Origin of the sequence: Streptomyces sp. NPDC044984 (assembly GCF_040646935.1) — a bacterium.
Classification (GTDB): Bacteria; Actinomycetota; Actinomycetes; order Streptomycetales; family Streptomycetaceae; genus Streptomyces.
The window spans coordinates 82,124-100,066 of sequence record NZ_JBEZBE010000016.1 but is presented as its reverse complement, the minus strand read 5'-3'; the positions used below and the strand labels follow the sequence as shown (position 1 = coordinate 100,066).

General features: G+C 74.0%; 18 protein-coding genes. 12 read left to right on the top strand and 6 right to left on the bottom strand.

The window, feature by feature from the left end; all coding sequences use genetic code 11:
• Positions 1-3: 3 nt before the first annotated feature.
• On the bottom strand, positions 4-243 hold the full coding sequence (locus AB0A94_RS19230; RefSeq protein WP_361745743.1) for a toxin-antitoxin system HicB family antitoxin: 240 nt from the start codon (positions 241-243) through the stop codon (positions 4-6).
• 112 nt (positions 244-355) lie between these two features.
• Between AB0A94_RS19230 and AB0A94_RS19225 the strand changes: the two genes are divergently transcribed.
• The 6 genes from AB0A94_RS19225 (at position 356) to mug (ending at position 6,258) form a co-directional block, all read left to right on the top strand.
• Positions 356-781: a GNAT family N-acetyltransferase gene (locus AB0A94_RS19225; RefSeq protein ID WP_361745742.1), complete on the top strand. Its 426-nt coding sequence runs from the start codon at positions 356-358 to the stop codon at positions 779-781.
• Positions 782-940: 159 nt separating this feature from the next.
• Positions 941-2,353: a hemolysin family protein gene (locus AB0A94_RS19220; protein WP_361745740.1), complete on the top strand. Its 1,413-nt coding sequence runs from the start codon at positions 941-943 to the stop codon at positions 2,351-2,353.
• Positions 2,350-3,363: a hemolysin family protein gene (locus AB0A94_RS19215; protein ID WP_361745738.1), complete on the top strand. Its 1,014-nt coding sequence runs from the start codon at positions 2,350-2,352 to the stop codon at positions 3,361-3,363. Before AB0A94_RS19220 ends, AB0A94_RS19215 begins: the two co-directional genes overlap by 4 nt.
• Positions 3,364-3,421: 58 nt before the next feature.
• Entirely contained in the window at positions 3,422-4,198 is a 777-nt protein-coding gene (locus tag AB0A94_RS19210) for an SGNH/GDSL hydrolase family protein (RefSeq protein WP_361745736.1), read from the top strand.
• Positions 4,199-4,270: 72 nt separating this feature from the next.
• Complete coding sequence (gene purB / locus AB0A94_RS19205) at positions 4,271-5,713, top strand: adenylosuccinate lyase (protein WP_361745734.1); 1,443 nt, start codon at positions 4,271-4,273, stop codon at positions 5,711-5,713.
• The gene (mug, locus tag AB0A94_RS19200) at positions 5,710-6,258 is read left to right on the top strand and encodes a G/U mismatch-specific DNA glycosylase (RefSeq protein ID WP_361745884.1); all 549 of its coding nucleotides are present in this window, start codon (positions 5,710-5,712) and stop codon (positions 6,256-6,258) included. The genes purB and mug overlap by 4 nt, the downstream gene beginning before the upstream one ends.
• A gap of 10 nt (positions 6,259-6,268) precedes the next feature.
• On the opposite strand, the gene AB0A94_RS19195 is transcribed toward mug, so the two are convergent.
• Genes AB0A94_RS19195 through AB0A94_RS19185 form a run of 3 tightly spaced genes read right to left on the bottom strand, consistent with a single transcriptional unit; the run spans position 6,269 to position 8,395 of the window.
• Positions 6,269-6,691 carry a hypothetical protein gene (locus tag AB0A94_RS19195; protein WP_361745882.1) on the bottom strand — a complete coding sequence of 141 codons (423 nt, stop codon included), beginning with the start codon at positions 6,689-6,691 and terminating at the stop codon, positions 6,269-6,271.
• Positions 6,692-6,746: 55 nt separating this feature from the next.
• Positions 6,747-7,472 (bottom strand): ABC transporter permease, encoded by a 726-nt coding sequence (locus tag AB0A94_RS19190; RefSeq protein WP_361745732.1) that lies wholly within the window; start codon positions 7,470-7,472, stop codon positions 6,747-6,749.
• Between the two features lie 2 nt (positions 7,473-7,474).
• Positions 7,475-8,395, bottom strand: a complete 921-nt coding sequence (locus AB0A94_RS19185) for an ABC transporter ATP-binding protein (RefSeq protein WP_361745730.1) — start codon at positions 8,393-8,395, stop codon at positions 7,475-7,477.
• A 108-nt stretch (positions 8,396-8,503) separates the two neighbouring features.
• Here AB0A94_RS19185 and AB0A94_RS19180 point away from each other — a divergent pair, with 108 nt between their 5' ends.
• The 3 genes from AB0A94_RS19180 to AB0A94_RS19170 all read left to right on the top strand — a co-directional run bounded on the left by AB0A94_RS19180 (position 8,504) and on the right by AB0A94_RS19170 (position 11,603).
• Complete coding sequence (locus AB0A94_RS19180; protein WP_361745729.1) at positions 8,504-9,673, top strand: histidine kinase; 1,170 nt, start codon at positions 8,504-8,506, stop codon at positions 9,671-9,673.
• Between the two features lie 14 nt (positions 9,674-9,687).
• Entirely contained in the window at positions 9,688-10,350 is a 663-nt protein-coding gene (locus tag AB0A94_RS19175; protein ID WP_361745727.1) for a response regulator transcription factor, read from the top strand.
• Between the two features lie 95 nt (positions 10,351-10,445).
• Positions 10,446-11,603, top strand: coding sequence for an ROK family transcriptional regulator (locus AB0A94_RS19170; protein WP_361745725.1), 1,158 nt, complete (start codon positions 10,446-10,448; stop codon positions 11,601-11,603).
• A 267-nt stretch (positions 11,604-11,870) separates the two neighbouring features.
• Here the strand turns inward: AB0A94_RS19170 and AB0A94_RS19165 are convergent, their stop codons facing one another.
• Together AB0A94_RS19165 and AB0A94_RS19160 are read right to left on the bottom strand one after the other, a co-directional pair.
• Positions 11,871-12,632, bottom strand: a complete 762-nt coding sequence (locus tag AB0A94_RS19165; RefSeq protein ID WP_361745723.1) for a GntR family transcriptional regulator — start codon at positions 12,630-12,632, stop codon at positions 11,871-11,873.
• Positions 12,633-12,806: 174 nt separating this feature from the next.
• Positions 12,807-13,694 (bottom strand): RNA polymerase sigma-70 factor, encoded by an 888-nt coding sequence (locus AB0A94_RS19160; protein ID WP_361745721.1) that lies wholly within the window; start codon positions 13,692-13,694, stop codon positions 12,807-12,809.
• A gap of 155 nt (positions 13,695-13,849) precedes the next feature.
• On the opposite strand from AB0A94_RS19160, the gene AB0A94_RS19155 reads away from it, so the two are divergent.
• From AB0A94_RS19155 to AB0A94_RS19145, 3 genes are all read left to right on the top strand, one after another.
• Complete coding sequence (locus tag AB0A94_RS19155; protein ID WP_361745719.1) at positions 13,850-14,680, top strand: alpha/beta fold hydrolase; 831 nt, start codon at positions 13,850-13,852, stop codon at positions 14,678-14,680.
• Positions 14,681-14,734: 54 nt separating this feature from the next.
• On the top strand, positions 14,735-16,174 hold the full coding sequence (locus tag AB0A94_RS19150; RefSeq protein WP_361745717.1) for a PLP-dependent aminotransferase family protein: 1,440 nt from the start codon (positions 14,735-14,737) through the stop codon (positions 16,172-16,174).
• A gap of 113 nt (positions 16,175-16,287) precedes the next feature.
• Positions 16,288-17,874: an alkaline phosphatase D family protein gene (locus AB0A94_RS19145; RefSeq protein ID WP_361745715.1), complete on the top strand. Its 1,587-nt coding sequence runs from the start codon at positions 16,288-16,290 to the stop codon at positions 17,872-17,874.
• Positions 17,875-17,943: the final 69 nt, after the last annotated feature.

Below are 17,943 nucleotides of genomic sequence, written 5' to 3'. Positions count from 1 at the left end.
GGCTCAGCGACGACCTTCGCGCGCGCCCTCGCGGTCCTTGCCGAACTCCTCGGCGAAGACGCTCTCGTACTGCTTCATGAAGTCGGCGGCGGCGTCGACGAAGGCGCGGCCCGCCTCGCCGGTGTCCTGCCGGACCAGTTCCTCGATGTAGCGGTTCACGCTCATCCCGCGCGCCAGGGCACGTTCCCGCGCCGCGCGGGCGGTGCCCTCGTCCACGCGCACGTTCAGCTGGGTCTTCGCCATACCTCGAAGCTAGTGCCGGGACGCTAGCAACGGCAAGTGCCGCGGCGGGGCGGCCGGAGTCCGGATCGTGGAATGCCGTGCCGTGCGGGATTCCGCGTGCTGTGATCACCACATGACCGAGCTGCGCATACGGGCCGCGACGCCCGAGGATCTCGACACCGTGCTGGTCTTCTGGAAGGTGGCCGCCGAGGGCACGAGCATCAGTGACGACCGGGACGGCGTGGAGCGGCTGGTCGCCCGCGATCCCGGGGCGCTGATCCTCGCGGAGAGCGGCGGCGAGCTGGCCGGCACGGTGATCGCGGGCTTCGACGGCTGGCGGTGCCATCTCTACCGGCTGGCGGTGCACCCGGACCGCCGTCGCCGGGGCGTCGGCTCCGCGCTGCTGGCCGCCGCGGAGGAGCGGTTCGTACGGCTGGGCGGGCGCCGTGCGGACGCGATGGTGCTCCAGGACAACGAGACGGCCCACCATGCATGGGGCGCCGCGGGGTACGCGCGGGAGGAACGCTGGCGGCGCTGGGTGAAGCCCCTCACCGGGTGATCCACGGCCCGGCGGCGCCCTTTTGCCGATCCTTTACCCTTGGACGGCCATTCGGTCCTCCATGAAAGGTTGTGTGCGTCCTCCCATGGGCGAACCCTCCGGTCCGCGACATCGCGCATCCGTCCCCGTCCTGTCCGACCATGGGACAGAGGTGACCCGATGACCGAAGTGCTCCTCCTTCTGGCGGCGATCCTGCTGTCACTCGCCTGCGGCGCCTTCGTCGCGGCCGAGTTCTCCCTCACCACGGTCGAGCGGGCCGAACTGGAACGGGCCGCCGAGCGCGGCGAGCGGGGGGCCGCGGGCGCCCTCAAGGCCGTACGGAACCTCACCTTCCAGCTCTCCGGCGCGCAGCTCGGCATCACGGTCACCAACCTGGTGGTCGGCATGCTGGCCGAGCCGTCGATCGCCGCGCTGATCGCGGGCCCGCTGGAGGACGTCGGCGTCTCCGGTTCGGTGGCTCGCTCCCTCGCCCTGGTGATCGGCACGGCCCTGTCGACGGTGTTCCTGATGGTGGTCGGCGAGCTGGTGCCCAAGAACTGGGCGATCTCCTCGCCGCTCGCCGTCGCCAGACGGGTGGGCAACGCGCAGCGCTGGTTCAGCGCCGCCTTCCGCCCGTTCATCACCCATCTGAACAACACGGCCAACCGCATAGTGCGCCGCATCGGCGTGGAGCCCGCCGAGGAGCTGGAGTCCGCGCGCGGGCCACAGGAACTCGCGGCGCTCGCCCGGCACTCCGCCCGGGAGGGCGCCCTGGAGCCGGACACCGCCGAGCTCTTCGTCCGCACCCTGAACCTCGCCGACCTCACCGCCGAGAACGTGATGACACCGCGCGTCCAGGTCATCGCGCTGGAGGTGCACGCCACCTGCGAGGACGTGGCGAACGTGACCCGGGCGACCGGACTGTCCCGGTTCCCCGTCTACCGCGACACCCTCGACGCGGTCGTCGGCACCGCGCACGTCAAGGACGTACTGGCACTGCCCGCGGAGCGCCGTGCCCAGGTGCCCGTGTCGGAGCTGATGCGCGAGCCGCTGCTGGTCCCCGGATCGCTCACCGTCGACCGTCTCCTGGACCGGCTCTCCGGGCGGCGCACCATGGCCGTGGTGATCGACGAGTACGGCGGCACGGCCGGTGTGGCCACGCTGGAGGACATCGTCGAGGAGGTCGTCGGCGAGGTCCGCGACGAGCACGACCCGCACGAGACCCCCGACCTGGTCCGGGCCGGCACCGACGAGAGCGGGCGCTCCCTGTTCTCGGCCGACGGCTTCGCGCGCGTGGACCAGCTCGCCCGGGTCGGCCTGCGCGCGCCGGACGGGCCCTACGAGACCCTCGCCGGACTCGTGGCCGTCGAGCTGGGCCGGATACCGGCCGCCGGCGACACCTTCGAGGTCGCCGGCTGGCGCCTGGACGTGGTGGACGCCACCGGCCGCCGCGCGGCACGCGTCCTGCTGCACGCGCCCCTCGACGACCGGCACACGACGGACCGGCACACGACGGGCCAGTACACGACGGGCCAGTACACGACGGAACGGCGGACGGCCGGGACCACGGATGACAGGGGGACGCGGCGATGACCGCCGTACAGCTGCTGATCGGTCTGGCGACGCTGGTCGTCAACGCCTTCTTCGTCGGCGCCGAGTTCGCGCTGATCTCGGTCCGCCGCAGCCAGATCGAGCCGTACGCCGACCGGGGCGACCGGCGCGCGAAGAGCGTGCTGTGGGGTCTGGAGCACGTGTCCGCGCTGATGGCGGCCGCGCAGCTCGGCATCACGCTGTGCACGCTGATCCTCGGTGTCGTCGCCGAGCCGGCCATCGAGCACCTGCTCGAACCGGTGTTCCACGCGGTGGGTGTCCCGGAGGGCGCGGGGCACGCGGTGTCGTTCGTGATCGCGCTGACGCTCGCGACGTATCTGCACATGCTGCTCGGCGAGATGGTGCCGAAGAACATCGCGCTCGCCGAACCGGTGCGCAGCGCCCTGGTGCTGGGTCCGCCACTGGTGGCGCTGTCCCGCGCGCTGCGCCCGGTGATCTTCACGATCAACGCGTTCGCCAACGCGCTGCTGAAGCTGCTGCGGGTCGAGACCCGCGACGAGGTCGTCGCGTCCTTCTCGGACGCCGAGCTGGCGCAGATCGTGAAGGACTCCGGCGAGGCGGGCCTCATCGACGAACGCGCGCTGGAGCGGCTGCACGACGCGCTGGAGCTGGGCCGGCGGCCCGTGCGGGACGTGGTGCTGCCCCTGGAACGCGTCGTCTACGCGAGCGTGGGGGTCACCCCGGAAGGGCTGGAGCGGCTGTCGGCGGAGTTCGGGTTCTCCCGCTTCCCGGTGGTGGACGAGCAGCGGCGGATCGTCGGCTACCTGCACGTGAAGGACGCCCTGGACGCCTCGCCGCGGGACCTTCCGTTCCGGCTGGGCGACATGCGGCCCATCGCGCGGGTGCGGGAGAGCACGCCGATGGACGACGTCCTCACCGCCATGCGGGGCAGCCGGACGCATCTGGCGGCCGTCCTCGGGACCGACGGGCGGCTCGCCGGGCTGATCACCATGGAGGACGTGCTGCGGGAGCTGTTCGGACAGCGGACCTGAGTCCGGGACCGGGCGACCGACCGACGGGTATGTGCCGCGGGATACCATCTGTGTCGCCATGCAGACGAACCCCACATACAGCAGCCTCGTCGCCCTGGGCGACTCCTTCACCGAGGGCATGTCGGACCTCCTCCCCGACGGCACCTACCGGGGCTGGGCCGACCTCCTCGCCGCGCGGATGGCGGCCACCACGCCCGGTTTCCGGTACGCCAACCTCGCGGTGCGCGGCAAACTGATCCAGCAGATCGTCGACGAGCAGGTCGAGGTCGCCGCCGCCATGCGGGCCGACGTCGTCACCCTGGTCGGCGGGCTCAACGACACCCTGCGGCCCAAGTGCGACATGGGGCGGGTGCGGGACCTGCTGACGGAGGCCGTGGAGCGGCTGGCGCCGCACTGCGGGCAACTGGTGCTGATGCGCAGCCCCGGCCGCCAGGGGCCGGTCCTGGAGCGCTTCCGCCCGCGCATGGAGGCGCTGTTCGAGTGCGTCGACGAGCTCGCCGGGAAGCACGGCGCGCTGGTCGTCGACCTGTACGGGGCGCCGTCGCTCGCCGACCCCCGGCTGTGGGACGTGGACCGGCTGCACCTGACCGCGGACGGGCACCGCAGGGTCGCCGAGGCGGTCTGGCAGACGCTGGGCCACACACCGGAGGACCCCGAGTGGCACCTGCCCCCGGAGGCGACGCTGCCGCCGCGCTGGGTGGCGCGGCGGGTCGAGGACGCGCGGTTCGCCCGGCAGCACCTGCTGCCGTGGATCGGCCGCCGGCTCACCGGCCGTTCCTCCGGCGACGGTCTGCCGCCGAAGCGGCCCGAGCTGCTGCCGTACAAGGGCCTGTAGCGCCTCCTTGTGCTTTCCTCCAGGTCACCCGGTGGCGCCGACCTGCAGGAATCGCCAGTAGACTCCGTGCACGTGACTGCTGCGCCCGCCAAGCCCCGTATCCCGAACGTCCTCGCCGGACGCTACGCCTCCGCCGAGCTCGCCACGCTCTGGTCGCCCGAGCAGAAGGTGAGGCTGGAGCGGCAGCTCTGGCTCGCCGTGCTGCGGGCCCAGAAGGACCTCGGGATCGAGGTGCCCGACGCGGCGATCGCCGACTACGAGCGTGTCCTCGACACCGTCGACCTGGCCTCGATCGCCGAGCGCGAGAAGGTCACCCGGCACGACGTGAAGGCGCGGATCGAGGAGTTCAACGACCTCGCCGGGCACGAGCACGTGCACAAGGGGATGACCTCCCGCGACCTCACCGAGAACGTCGAGCAGCTGCAGATCCGGCTCTCGCTGGAGCTGATGCGCGACCGTACGGTGGCCGTGCTGGCGCGCCTCGGCAAGCTGGCCGGCGAGTACGGCGAGCTGGTCATGGCCGGCCGCTCCCACAACGTGGCCGCGCAGGCCACCACCCTCGGCAAGCGGTTCGCCACCGCCGCCGACGAGCTGCTCGTCGCGTACGGCCGGGTGGAGGAGCTGCTGGGCCGCTACCCGCTGCGCGGCGTCAAGGGCCCGGTCGGCACCGCGCAGGACATGCTGGACCTGCTCGGCGGCGACGCGGACAGGCTCGCGGAGCTGGAGCGGCGGGTCGCCGGGCACCTGGGCTTCTCGCAGGCGTTCACGAGCGTCGGCCAGGTCTACCCGCGCTCGCTGGACTACGAGGTCGTCACCGCGCTGGTGCAGCTGGCCGCCGCGCCGTCGTCGCTGGCGAAGACGATCCGGCTGATGGCCGGGCACGAGCTGGTGACCGAGGGCTTCAAGCCGGGCCAGGTCGGCTCGTCCGCGATGCCGCACAAGATGAACACCCGTTCCTGCGAGCGCGTCAACGGCCTGATGGTGATCCTGCGCGGCTACGCCTCGATGACCGGCGAGCTGGCCGGCGACCAGTGGAACGAGGGTGACGTGTCCTGCTCGGTGGTGCGCCGGGTCGCGCTGCCGGACGCGTTCTTCGCGCTCGACGGCCTGCTGGAGACGTTCCTGACGGTGCTCGACGAGTTCGGCGCCTTCCCGGCGGTCGTGGCCCGCGAGCTGGACCGCTACCTGCCGTTCCTCGCCACCACCAAGGTGCTGATGGGCGCCGTGCGCGCGGGCGTCGGCCGCGAGGTCGCGCACGAGGCGATCAAGGAGAACGCCGTCGCCACCGCACTGGCGATGCGGGAGCGGGGTGCCGAGCGCAACGACCTCCTCGACAAGCTGGCCGCCGACGAGCGGCTGCCGCTCGACCGGGCCGGGCTGGAGGCGCTGATGGCGGACAAGCTGTCCTTCACCGGTGCCGCGAGCGACCAGGTCGCCACCGTCGTCGGCCGCGTCGACGAGATCGTCAAGCAGCGCCCGGAGGCTGCCGGGTACACCCCGGGGGCGATCCTCTGACGCGCTTCACCCAGGCGGAGCTGGAGGCCGCCCGCGACCGCCTCGTACCGGATGTGGTCGCGGACGGCCTGCGCGTGCTGTTCTGCGGCATCAACCCCGGTCTGATGACGGCCGCGACCGGCCACCACTTCGCCCGCCCAGGCAACCGCTTCTGGCCGGCCCTGCACCGCTCCGGTTTCACGCCCCGGCTGCTGCGGCCGTCGGAGCAGCGGGAACTGTTGTCGTACGGGCTCGGGATCACCAATGTGGTGGCGCGGGCGACCGCGCGGGCCGACGAGCTGAGCGCCGAGGAGTACCGGGAGGGCGGGCGGCTGCTCGCCCTGAAGGTGGCCCGGCTGCGGCCGCGGTGGCTGGCCGTGGTGGGGGTCACCGCGTACCGCGCGGCGTTCGACGACCGGAAGGCGCGGGTCGGACCGCAGGCCCGGACCATCGGCGACACCCGCGTGTGGGTGCTGCCCAATCCCAGCGGGCTGAACGCCCACTGGACGCCGGAGACGCTGGCGGAGGAGTTCGGACGGCTGCGGGAGGCCGCGGCCGGGCGGTGACGGCCGGTGGTCAGGGCGGGGGTGTCTCCGCGACCACCGCCAGCAGCTGGATCACGTCGGCCGGGCCCCGGTCGGCGACCGCGACGGCGACCCAGCGGCCGGTGCCCTGCACCTCCCACAGCCGGGCCGAACCGGCGCGGGCGCCGAGCCAGGCCCACGGCCCGGGGGTCTCCTCCCGCTCCGTGCGCGGGTTCCAGGGATCGGTGTCCCCCCAGCGGGAGGCCAGCACCTCGTACACGGCGTCGCGGGCCTTCTCGAACCGGTCCACCGTGACCGCCCGCCGCGCGGGATCGCCGTCCGGTCCGTCATCGGTCTCCAGCACGGCGACGTGGTGGCCCGGCCCCCCGAAGCCGGTGTCCGACGGGCCGTGCTCCGCCGGGAAGGGGCGGAAGCACAGCTCGTCGATGAGGGCGATGTGCCGGGCGATGTTCACGGGTCCAGTAAACCCGCCGCCCTCGGTGATCGGCGGGGCGACGGCCGACTTCCGGTCAGGCGTCACGGCGGCGCAGGCTCCACGCCCCGGCCAGAAGAGCGGCGGCCGTCCACAGCGCGGTCACCGCGAGTCCCGGCCAGGGGCCGAGGGTGCCGTCGTGGGTCTCGTGCAGGACCACCTGTCCGGCCCGGTCGGGCAGGAAGTCGGTGACGGTGCCGACCGCGTCGCCGATCACGAAGGACACGACGAGGATGAAGGGGATCAGCACGGACAGCGTGGCCACTCCGCTGCGCAGCAGGGTCGCGAGGCCCGCGGCGAACAGGGCCATCAGCGTGAGGTAGAGGCCGCAGCCCACGACACCGCGGACCTGCTCGGCCGGGGTCAGGCCGCTCGCCGCCGGACCGAGCCCCGCCCGCGCCGCCAGGAGGGCGGCCAGGGAGGTCGGCAGGCTCACGGCCAGCACGGGGACGGCGATGGCCGTGGCCTTCGCGGCGAACCAGCGCCCGCGCCGCGGGACCGCGGCCAGCGAAAGCCGCAGGGCGCCGTCGTGGTACTCCGCCGACACGGCCATGGCACCGAAGGAGATGGCGGCGATCTGGCCCAGTGTGACACCGGACAGGGCCGTGAACAGCGGGTCGAGCTCCGGGTCCGAGGCGCCGTCCACCCCGGCGATGGCGGAGAACGCCGTGGTCACGGCGAACAGCGCGAACAGGGCTCCGGGGAGCGAGCGGACGGTGCGGATCTTCAGCCACTCGGCGTGGAGAACAGGTGCGAACTGCATGGTCAGGCCTCCTGGGGCTGCGCGGCGAACTCGGTCTCGGTGGCGGTCAGGTCCAGATAGGCCTGTTCCAGCGTGCCCTCGTCCGCAGTGAGTTCGAGGATCGGCACCCCGGCGGTGGAGGCGAGGCGTCCGACGTCGTCCACGCGCGCGTCCGGCACGGTCCAGTGGCCGTCGGGGTGTTGCACGACGTCGTGGCCGTGTCCGGCGAGGACCCTCCTGAGGGCGGCGGGGTCGGAGGTGCGGACGCGGACGGCGGGGCGCACGCGCGCGTCGATGAACTCCCGCATCGGGGTGTCCGCGAGGAGACGGCCCCGCCCGAGGACGACGAGGTGGTCGGCGAAGGAGGCGGTCTCGTTCATCAGGTGGCTGGAGACCAGGACGGTCCGCCCCTCGTCCGCGAGCCGGCGCAGCAGGGTGCGGATCCACACGATGCCTTCCGGGTCGAGGCCGTTGGACGGCTCGTCGAGCATGACGACCTCCGGGTCCCCGAGCAGCGCGGCGGCGATGCCCAGCCGCTGGCGCATGCCCAGGGAGTAGGTCCGCACCCGGCGGCGCCCCGCCTGGCCCAGGCCGGTCTCCTCCAGCACCTCGTCGACCCGGCGGTCCGGGATCCGGTGGCTCGCCGCCAGGACGCGCAGATGGTCGCGGCCGGTGCGGGAGCCGTGCGCGGCCTGCGCGTCGAGCAGGGCGCCCACGTGGCGCAGGGGGTCCTGGAGGGTGGCGTACGCACGGCCGCCGAGGGTCGCGGAGCCGGACGTGGGGTGGTCGAGGCCGAGCACCAGGCGCATGGTGGTGGACTTGCCGGCGCCGTTGGGGCCGAGGAACCCGGTGACGCGGCCGGGCAGGACGCGGAAGGAGAGGTGGTCGACGGCTCGCCGGGTGCCGTACTCCTTGGTGAGGTCCTGGACGTCGATGCTGGTCATGGCAGCAGCGTGACGCCTCGTACGGGGGCGGGGCCTCCCCCGCCGGTGGAGATCGTCTCCCCCGTGCGGGGGAGGTCTCCTGTCGGTGGCGGCTGGCACGATGACGCAATGGTCCGCTTGCTGCGCCCGTTCGGCCGGGCGGTGACGTACACACGGTTGCTGCACCTGTTCATCGCGATCGTGTGGCCGTCGCTGTGGCTGTTCGTCCAGGAGGCGTGGTGGACCTGGGCCGCGGCGGCCCTGGTGCTCGTACCCGTCGGGCTGGTGCCCGCGATGCGCACCGCGGAGGGGTTGCAGGCCAGGCTGCTGCTGACCGGTCAGCGGCACGACAGCGAGAGCGCCGGCGTCGTCGTCGCGCCGTCCGCCTCCTGGAGCGACCGGGGCAGGCTCGTCGTATGGCTCCAGGCGCGGCTGCTGATCGGCTGCGCGACCTCCCTGGCCACCGTGCAACTGCTCATGGTCACGGTGGACTTGGCGGCGGCGGCGTTCGGCAGGGACACGGCCTCCGGCGAGTTGCTCCTCCTCGAGGGCCACGCCTGGTGGCACGTCCTCCTGCTGCCCCCGGCCCTGGTGACCCTGGCGGCGCTCGTGGTCGCCTCGGGCCGCCTGATCACGGCACTGGCCCACCGCCTGCTCGGCCCCTCCCCCGCCGAACGGCTGGCCGCCCTGGAGGAACGCACCGAGCAGCTCCTGGAGCGCACCCGCATCGCCCGGGAACTCCACGACTCCATCGGCCACGCCCTGACCGTGGCCGTCGTGCAGGCGGGCGCCGCCCGCGCGGCCGGCGATCCCGCCTTCACCGACCGGGCCCTGGAGGCCATCGAGGAGACCGGCCGGGCCGCGCTGGAGGACCTGGAGCGGGTCCTCGGCGTCCTGCGCGAATCCGGGCGGCCGGTCGGCGGGCGGCCGACCCTCACGGACGCCGGCCGGCTGCTGGAGTCCGCGCGGGCTTCCGGCGCGCAGGTCGACGCCGGTATGACCGGACCCCTGGACACCGTGCCCGGGCCGGTCTCCCGCGAGGGGTACCGCATCCTCCAGGAGGCCCTGACCAATGTGCTGCGGCACGCGGGCGCCGTCCCCGTGCGGGTCCGTATCGCGGTCGACGACGGCTCGCTCGGCCTGGAGGTCCGCAATCCGCTCACCGGGGCGATACCCGGGCCCGGCCGGGGCAGCGGCCTGCGCGGCATACGCGAGCGCGCGGTCCTGCTGGGCGGGCAGGCGCACACCGGTCCCGACCGGGGTGACTGGCAGGTGCGGGTGGAACTGCCGTTGCGCTGATCTACGCTGGCCGGATGCCGGTCACCGTTCTGCTCGTCGACGACGAACCCCTCGTACGCGCCGGCCTGCGCGCCGTGCTGGAGGCGCAGCCCGACATCGAGGTGGTCGGGGAGGCGGCCGACGGCGCGGCGGTGATTCCGCTGGTGCGGCGGCTGCGGCCGGACGTGGTCGCCATGGACGTGCGCATGCCGCTGCTGGACGGGATCGAGACCACGCGCGCGCTGCTGCGGTCGGTCGACGCACCGCCGAAGATCCTCGTCGTGACGACGTTCGAGAACGACGAGTACGTGTACGGGGCGCTGCGCGCGGGCGCCGACGGGTTCCTGCTGAAGCGGGCGCGGCCCGCGGAGATCGTGCACGCGGTGCGGCTGGTCGCCGAGGGCGAGTCGCTGCTGTTCCCCGCCTCGGTGCGCCGGCTCGCGGCCGAGTACGCCGACGGTGACGGCAACCGCGCGGCCCGCGACGTGCTGGAGCGGGCGCGGCTGACCGGGCGCGAGGAGGAGGTGCTGCGGCTGATGGCGCGGGGCCTGACGAACGCGGAGATAGCGGCGCGGCTGGTGGTGGGGACGGAGACGGTGAAGTCCCATGTGAGTGCCGTGCTGGCGAAGCTGGGGGCGCGGGACCGGACCCAGGCGGTGATCGCCGCCTACGAGTCGGGCTTCGTGGCGCCGGGCTGAACCTCCTCCCCGGGCCGCTCCCGCCCGGAGGTCGCCGGGGTCCGCCGCGCCGAGTACGATCCGCCCAACACGCGCACGAGCTGGGAGGACGGACGGTGGGTCGGCTGACCGGCGGGGACCCCTCGCTGCTGCGAAGGATCAACTCCGCGGTGGTGCTGCACGCGTTGCGGGCCACGGACTGCGCGACGCTGACCGAGGTGACCCGGGTGACGGGGCTGTCCCGGCCGACCGTCGAGGGCGTCGTGGAGGGGCTCATCGAGGCGGGCCTCGTCGTGGAGACGGCGGCCGAGGAGGGCGCCGCGCGGCGGCAGGGGCGGCCAGCGCGGCGGTTCCGGTTCCGGGCGGAGGCCGGGCATCTGCTCGGCCTGGAGATCGGGGTGCACCGGGTGGCGGCCCTGCTGGCCGATCTGGACGGCCGGGTGATCGGCGCGCAGGCGCGGGACGTCGACGAGACCGTCGACGCCGACGAGCGGCTGGAGCGGATCGGCACGGCCGTCGCGGAGCTGTTGCGGCGGGCCGGTGTTCCGCGCGGTTCGCTGCGGGCCGTGGGGGTGGGCACGCCGGGGATCGTGGAGGCGGACGGCACGGTGCGGCTGGGCACGGCGCTGCCGGGCTGGACGGGCCTCGGCCTCGGCGAGCGGCTGAGCCGGTCCTTCAAGTGTCCGGTGCTGGTGGAGAACGACGCCAACGCGGCCGTCGTCGCCGAGCACTGGAAGGGCGCCGCCAGGGGGACCGACGACGTGGTGTTCGTGCTGGCCGGGCTGAGCCCGGGCGCCGGCTCACTGATCGGCGGGCGGCTGCACCGGGGGTACGGCGGGGCGGCCGGCGAGATCGGGGCACTGCATCTGCTGGGCCGGGAGGCGACCCCCGAAACCCTGCTGTCCACCACGGACGAGCCGCTGCACCCGCTCGACGAGCAGGCGGTCGCCGAGGTCTTCGCCCAGGCCCGTGAGGGTGACACGCGGGCGCTGGCGGCCATGGACCGGTTCATCCGCCGGCTCGTCCACGACGTGGCGGCGCTGGTGCTGGCCCTCGACCCGGAGCTGGTCGTGATCGGCGGCTGGGCGGCCGGTCTGGACGGCGTCCTGGAGCCGCTGCGCCGCGAGCTGGCCCGCTACTGCCTGCGCCCGCCGAAGGTCACCCTGTCCCACCTCGGCGAGGCGGCGGTCGCCACGGGCGCGGTGCGCCTGGCTCTCGACCATGTCGAGGAGCAACTCTTCGCGGTGGAGGGCACGGTGACGGCCCGCCGGTAACGGGCACGCCGCATCGGCGCCCAGCGCCCGGGGGTCCCGGCTCGCCGCGTCCCCGACTCCCCGCGTCCCCGACTCCCCGCGTCCCCGACTCCCCGCGTCCCCGACTCCCCGCGTCCCCGCTCCCGCGGGCAGTCGTGCCGCCCTGGGAGTACCTCCCAGGCCCTTCAGGCACTGGGGAGGCACGACTGCCCGCGGCTGCGGCGGTGCGGCTGCCCTCAGCCGCGGGGTGGCTACGGCGGTGCCGCGGCACGCGGCTACGGGGGAAGGTCAGGACGCGCGGCGTTCCGGGCCGTGGTGGATCTCGACGCCGCCGCTGTCCCCGAAGGTCAGGCGGCAGGTGTCCGCGCGGTAGGTGGCCACGGAGAGCGCGGCGGTGCGGCCCCGGGCGATGAAGCGGGTGGTGACGACGAGGACGGGCGCACCGGGCAGGCGGTCCAGTTCGCGCGCGTCGTCCGCGCGGGCGGAGCCGAGCTCCACCGCGTTCTCCTGCCGCTCCAGCTCCAGGCGCTGCAGTTCCCGCAGCACGGCACGCGCGCGTGCCGTGCCGGACGGCGCGTCGATGGCGGACAGGTCCGGGACCGAGTCCGCCGGGATGTAGAGGAGTTCGGCGGCGACGGGCTGGCCGTGGGAGACGCGGGAGCGCCGCACGACGTGCACGGACTCGTCGCGGCCGGTCACCAGCGTCTCGGCGACGGCGGCGGGCGGCACCTCGAGCGCGCAGTCGAGGGTCTGCCAGGCGTCGTGCGGCCCGCCCGGCCAGGCGTGCCGGGCCGTGCCGACGGACACGCCCATGCGCGGCGGGGCGACCGTGGTGCCCACACCGCGGCGGCGCTGCAGCCTGCCTTCGAGTTCGAGTTGTTCCAGGGCCTGCCGGAGCGTGGCGCGGGCGACGCCGAAGCGGGCGGCGAGGTCGCGCTCGTTGGGCAGGACCTCACCCACGGAGAACTCCGAGTCCAGCGCCTCGCTGAGCACGGTCCTGAGGTGCCAGTACTTCGGTTCCGGCACCGTTTCCAGCTGCGTGGTCCCCACCCTGTCCTCCACGATCGCCGTGTCCGGCCGCGTTTTAGCGCCCTTGTTTATTAAAGGTTGTTTCACTTATCTGCGACCATAAGGCGCCCCTCACCCTTGGTCAATACCAATCGGGCACGACGACGGGCTCCGCCGCGGCGGGGACGTCGGTGCGGGGCGCCGGTGCGGGGGCTTCTACCGGACCGCGGCGAGCGGACGCAGCTTGTCGGGATTGCGGATGACGTACACCGTCCGGACGCGCCCGCCGGCGACGTCGAGCTGGACGACGGAGTCGGGCTCGTCGCCGGACAGGACGAGCACCGCGGGGCCGCCGTTGAGCTCCAGGAAGCGGAAGGAGAGGTCCGGCACGCTCTTGCGGGCGACACCGAGGAGGAAGCGGCCCACGTGGTCGGCGCTCTCCAGGACCCGCAGCGGGGCACGCGACTTCCCGCCGCTGTCGCCGACCAGACGCGCGTCCGGGGCGAGCAGTTCCAGCAGGCCCTCCAGGTCGCCGTCGGCCGCCGCGGCCAGGAAGCGTTCGGTGAGGTCGCGGCGCTCGGCGGGGTCGACCTCGTAGCGCGGGCGGCGTTCCTCGACGTGCTTGCGGGCCCGGCCGGCGAGTTGGCGTACGGCCGGTTCGCCGCGGTCGAGCACGGCCGCGATGTCGGCGTACGGATAGCCGAACGCCTCCCGCAGCACGAACACCGCGCGCTCCAGCGGCGACAGGGACTCCATGACGACGAGGACGGCGAGGGAGACGGAGTCGGCGAGGACGGCCCGTTCGGCGGCGTCCGGGACGGTGTCGCCGAAGTCGGTGACGTAGGGCTCGGGCAGCCACGGGCCGACGTACGTCTCGCCGCGCGCCTTGATCTGGCGCAGCCGGTCGATGGCGAGGCGGGTGGTGACGCGCACCAGGTAGCCGCGCGGTTCGCGCACCTCGGCCCGGTCGCCGCCCGACCAGCGCAGCCACGCGTCCTGCACCACGTCCTCCGCGTCGGCCACCCGGCCCAGCATGCGGTAGGCGACCCCCAGGAGGACGGGGCGGTGTTCCTCGAAGACGTCGGTCACGGTGTCGGTGGTCACGGCACCATCCCAGCCGACCCGCGCGACCGTGTCCAGGCGGCACCGGCCGTCGGGACCCGCCCACCGGGGGCTACCCGTCGGTAGCAATTGCTGACAAGCTGTCTACGACGCCGGGCGGCGTCCGTTTCCGCGAGTCCCAGACGAGGAGCACCCTCATGTCCGCGACCGTCTCCTTCGAGGTCACCTCTCCCCTCGGCCCGCAGACCGTGACCCTGTCCTACGCCCGCGCGGGCCGCGGCGAACCGCTGCTCCTGCTGCACGGCATCGGCCATCACCGCCAGGCCTGGGACCCGGTGGTGGACATCCTGGCGACCGAGCGCGAGGTGATCGCCGTGGACCTGCCCGGTTTCGGCGCCTCCCCGCCGCTGCCCGGCGGCCTCGTCCACGACCTGCCGACCATGAACGCCGCCCTGGGCGCCCTGTGCGAGGAGCTGGAGCTCGGCCGGCCGCACGTCGCGGGCAACTCGCTCGGCGGCCTGCTGGCCCTGGAACTCGGCCGGGAACGGCTCGTACGGTCCGTCACCGCCCTGTCCCCGGCGGGTTTCTGGACGCAGGCCGAGCGGCGGTACGCCTTCGGCGTGCTGATCGGCATGCGGCGGATCGCGGAGCGGATGCCGCTTCCGCTGGTCGAGCGCCTCGCCCGCTCCGCGGTCGGCCGGGCGGCGCTGACCAGCACCATCTACGCCCGCCCCGGTCGCCGTTCCCCCGAGGCCGTGGTCGCCGAGACGCTCGCGCTCGCCGGGGCCACCGGTTTCGCCGAGACCCTCCGCGCGGGCACCGCCGTACGGTTCACCGACGACGTGCCCGGCATCCCGGTGACCGTCGCCTGGGGCGCCCGGGACCGGCTGCTGATCCCCCGGCAGGGCGTCCGCGCCAAGCGGACCATCCCCCGGGCCCGGCTGGTCCGGCTGCCCGGCTGCGGCCACGTCCCGATGAACGACGACCCGGCGCTGGTCGCGCGCGTCATCCTCGACGGCAGCCGCTGAGGGCGGGCCGTACGGCGCCGCCCCCTTTCCCGGAACGCCTAGTGTGGCCCTGTCATGACGTCACCGCAGACCGGCCCCGAAGAGCCCGCCGCCGCCTCCACCTCCTCCGCCTGGGAGTTGCTGCTGCCCGCCGCCTCCGCACCGGCACGCGCACGCGGCCGTTCGCTGCAGGCCGCGCTGCGCGAGGCGGTGCGGTCGGGGCGGCTCGCCCCGGGGACCCGGCTGCCGTCGAGCCGTGACCTGGCCGCCGACCTCGGCGTCTCGCGGGGGCTGATCACGGAGGCGTACGAGCAGCTGACGGCGGAGGGTTATCTGCGCTCCGGCCGGGGCTCCGGGACGTGGGTGGGAGCGGCGGTGCGGGCCGCCCGCCCGCGCGCCCTCGACCTCGCCCCGCGCACCCCCGGCGCCCGCGCGGACTTCGTCCCCGGCACCCCCGACCTGTCGCTGTTCCCCCGCGCGGCGTGGGCGGCGGCGCAGCGCGGGGTGCTCGCGGACCTTCCGCACCAGGAGCTGGGTTACCCCGATCCGCGCGGACTGCCCCGGCTGCGCACGGCGCTGGCCGGACTGCTCGCGCGGCGCCGGGGCGTGGTGGCCGATCCCGAGCGGATCGTAGTGGTCTCCGGGGTGGCGCAGGCGACGGCGCTGCTCGGTTTCGCCCTCCGCGCGCGCGGGTCGCGCACCGTCGCCGTGGAGGATCCCGGCAGTCCGCAGCACGAGTCCCTGTACGCCGCCGCCGGGGTCACCGCCGTACCCGTACCGGTGGACGGCGAAGGGCTCGCGATGGAGCCGCTGCGGGCCTCGGGGGTGCGGGCGGCCGTCGTGACGCCGGCGCACCAGTTCCCCACCGGCATCGCGTACTCCGCGCGGCGCCGGGCCGAACTGCTCGACTGGGCGCGGTCCGTGGACGGGATCGTCCTGGAGGACGACTACGACGGCGACTTCCGCTACGACCGGGCGCCCGTCGGCGCCCTCCAGGGGCTCGACCCCGAGCACGTGGCCTACACCGGCTCGGTCAGCAAGTCCCTCGCCCCGGGGCTGCGGCTCGGCTGGCTGCTGGTGCCGCAGGGGTGGGCCGAGGAGGTGGTGGAGCGCAAGCGCACCATGGATCTCGGCCACCCCACCCTGGACCAGGCGCTGTTCGCCCGGTTCCTGGAGCGCGGCGACTACGACCGTCAGCTGCGCCGCTGCCAGCGCGCCTACCGCGAGCGGCGCGACGCCCTGGTCGCCGCCCTCGGGGAGCACTTCCCGGGCGCCGGGGTCTCCGGGATCGCGGCGGGGCTGCACGTCATCGTCTCGCTGCCCGGGCGTTACGGGCCGCGGGAGCGTTTCCTCGCGCGCGTGGCGGAGGCCGGTGTGGCGGTGCGCCCGCTCACGGAGTACGCGCACGACGAGGTGCCGGAGGAGGGCGTACGGCTCGTGCTGGGCTACGCGCACGTGGCGCCCGCGCGGATCCACGAGGGGGTGCGTCTGATGGCGGAGGCCGCCGCCCGGTAGGTGCCCGCTCCCCGCCCGTGCGAGTTGTTCACCCGGTGTTCGCGTGCGGGCCGCGCCGTCCGAGTAGGTGTGGTCGCGCACACTGGCCGGATCCCGTCCCTGGAGGCGCATCCATGTCACACCGTCCGCTCCCCGGCCGCCGCGCCGTTCTGCGCGGCTCGCTCGCGGCCTCGGCGGCCCTGACCCTGCCCACCGCGCTCGGCGCGGCGCCCGCCTTCGCCCTCTCCGGGCGCCCGCGGGCCGAATGGGGCGTGCAGACCGGCGACGTCACCCGTGACTCGGGGCTGGTGTGGGTGCGCTCCGACCGTCCGGCGCGGATGATCGTCGAGACGTCGGCGACCGAATCGTTCCGCCGCCCGCGCAGATGGCACGGTCCGCTGCTCGGCGCGGGCACCGACTTCACCGGTACGACCCGGCTGCACGGGCTGCCGTCCGGCGAGCAGATCCACTACCGGGTGCTGCTCGCCGACCCCGACGACCCGCGCCGCACCGGTGAGCCGGTCACCGGCACGTTCCGCACGGTCGCCGCCCGGCGCCGGGACGGGGTGCGGTTCCTGTGGTCGGGCGACCTGGCGGGGCAGGGCTGGGGCATCAACCCCGACTTCGGCGGCTACCGCATCTTCGACGCGATGGCCCGGCTCGACCCCGACTTCTTCCTGTTCAGCGGTGACACCGTCTACGCCGACGGACCCATCTCCGCGACCGCCGCCCTGCCGGACGGCGGCGTCTGGCGGAACGTCACCACCGAGGAGAAGGCCAAGGTCGCCGAGACCCTGGCCGAGTTCCGGGGCAACTTCCGGTACAACCTGCTCGACGAGAACCTGCGCCGGTTCAACGCCCAGGTGCCGTCCATCGTGCAGTGGGACGACCACGAGGTGCGCAACAACTGGTACCCGGGCCAGCGGATCGCGGAGACGGACGCCCGGTACACGGAGAAGAGCGTCGACGTGCTGGCCGCCCGGGCGCGGCGCGCGTTCAGCGAGTACTTCCCGATGTCCACGCTGCGGCCGGGCGCCCGGGAGGGCCGGGTGTACCGGGTGCTGCGGCAGGGACCGCTGCTCGACGTGTTCGTGCTGGACATGCGGACGTACCGCAACGCCAACTCCCCCGGCGACCAGACCGTGGACCCGCAGGGCATCCTCGGGCGGGAGCAGCTGGAGTGGCTCAAGCGGGAGCTGTCGCGGTCGCGGGCGGTGTGGAAGGTGATCGCCGCCGACATGCCGATCGGCCTCGTCGTGCCCGACACGAGTGAGGGCGGCCGGCACGTCGAGGCGGTGGCCCAGGGCGACCCGGGGGCGCCGCTGGGCCGGGAGCTGCAGATCGCGGAGCTGCTGCGGTTCGTCAAGCACCGGCGGATCACCGGCACGGTGTGGCTGACGGCCGACGTGCACCACACCTCGGCGCAGCACTACCAGCCCTCGCGGGCCGCGTTCGGCGACTTCGAGCCGTTCTGGGAGTTCGTCTCCGGTCCACTGAACGCGGGCGCCTTCCCGGCCAGCGCGCTCGACGGCACCTTCGGTCCGGAGCGGGTGTGGGTGAAGGCGCCGAGCGCCTCGAACGTCTCGCCCGCCGGCGGTTACCAGTTCTTCGGCGAGGTCGACATCGACGGCGACAGCGGCGAGTTGACGGTGCGGATGCGGGAGCAGGACGGCACCGTGCTGTTCACGAAGACGCTGCGGCCGGGTCTGGTCGGTCAGTAACTCAACAAAACGGGCAGAAGCGCGCTTTACCCATCAGTCACAGTGCGTTCGTGATCACGAAACACGATT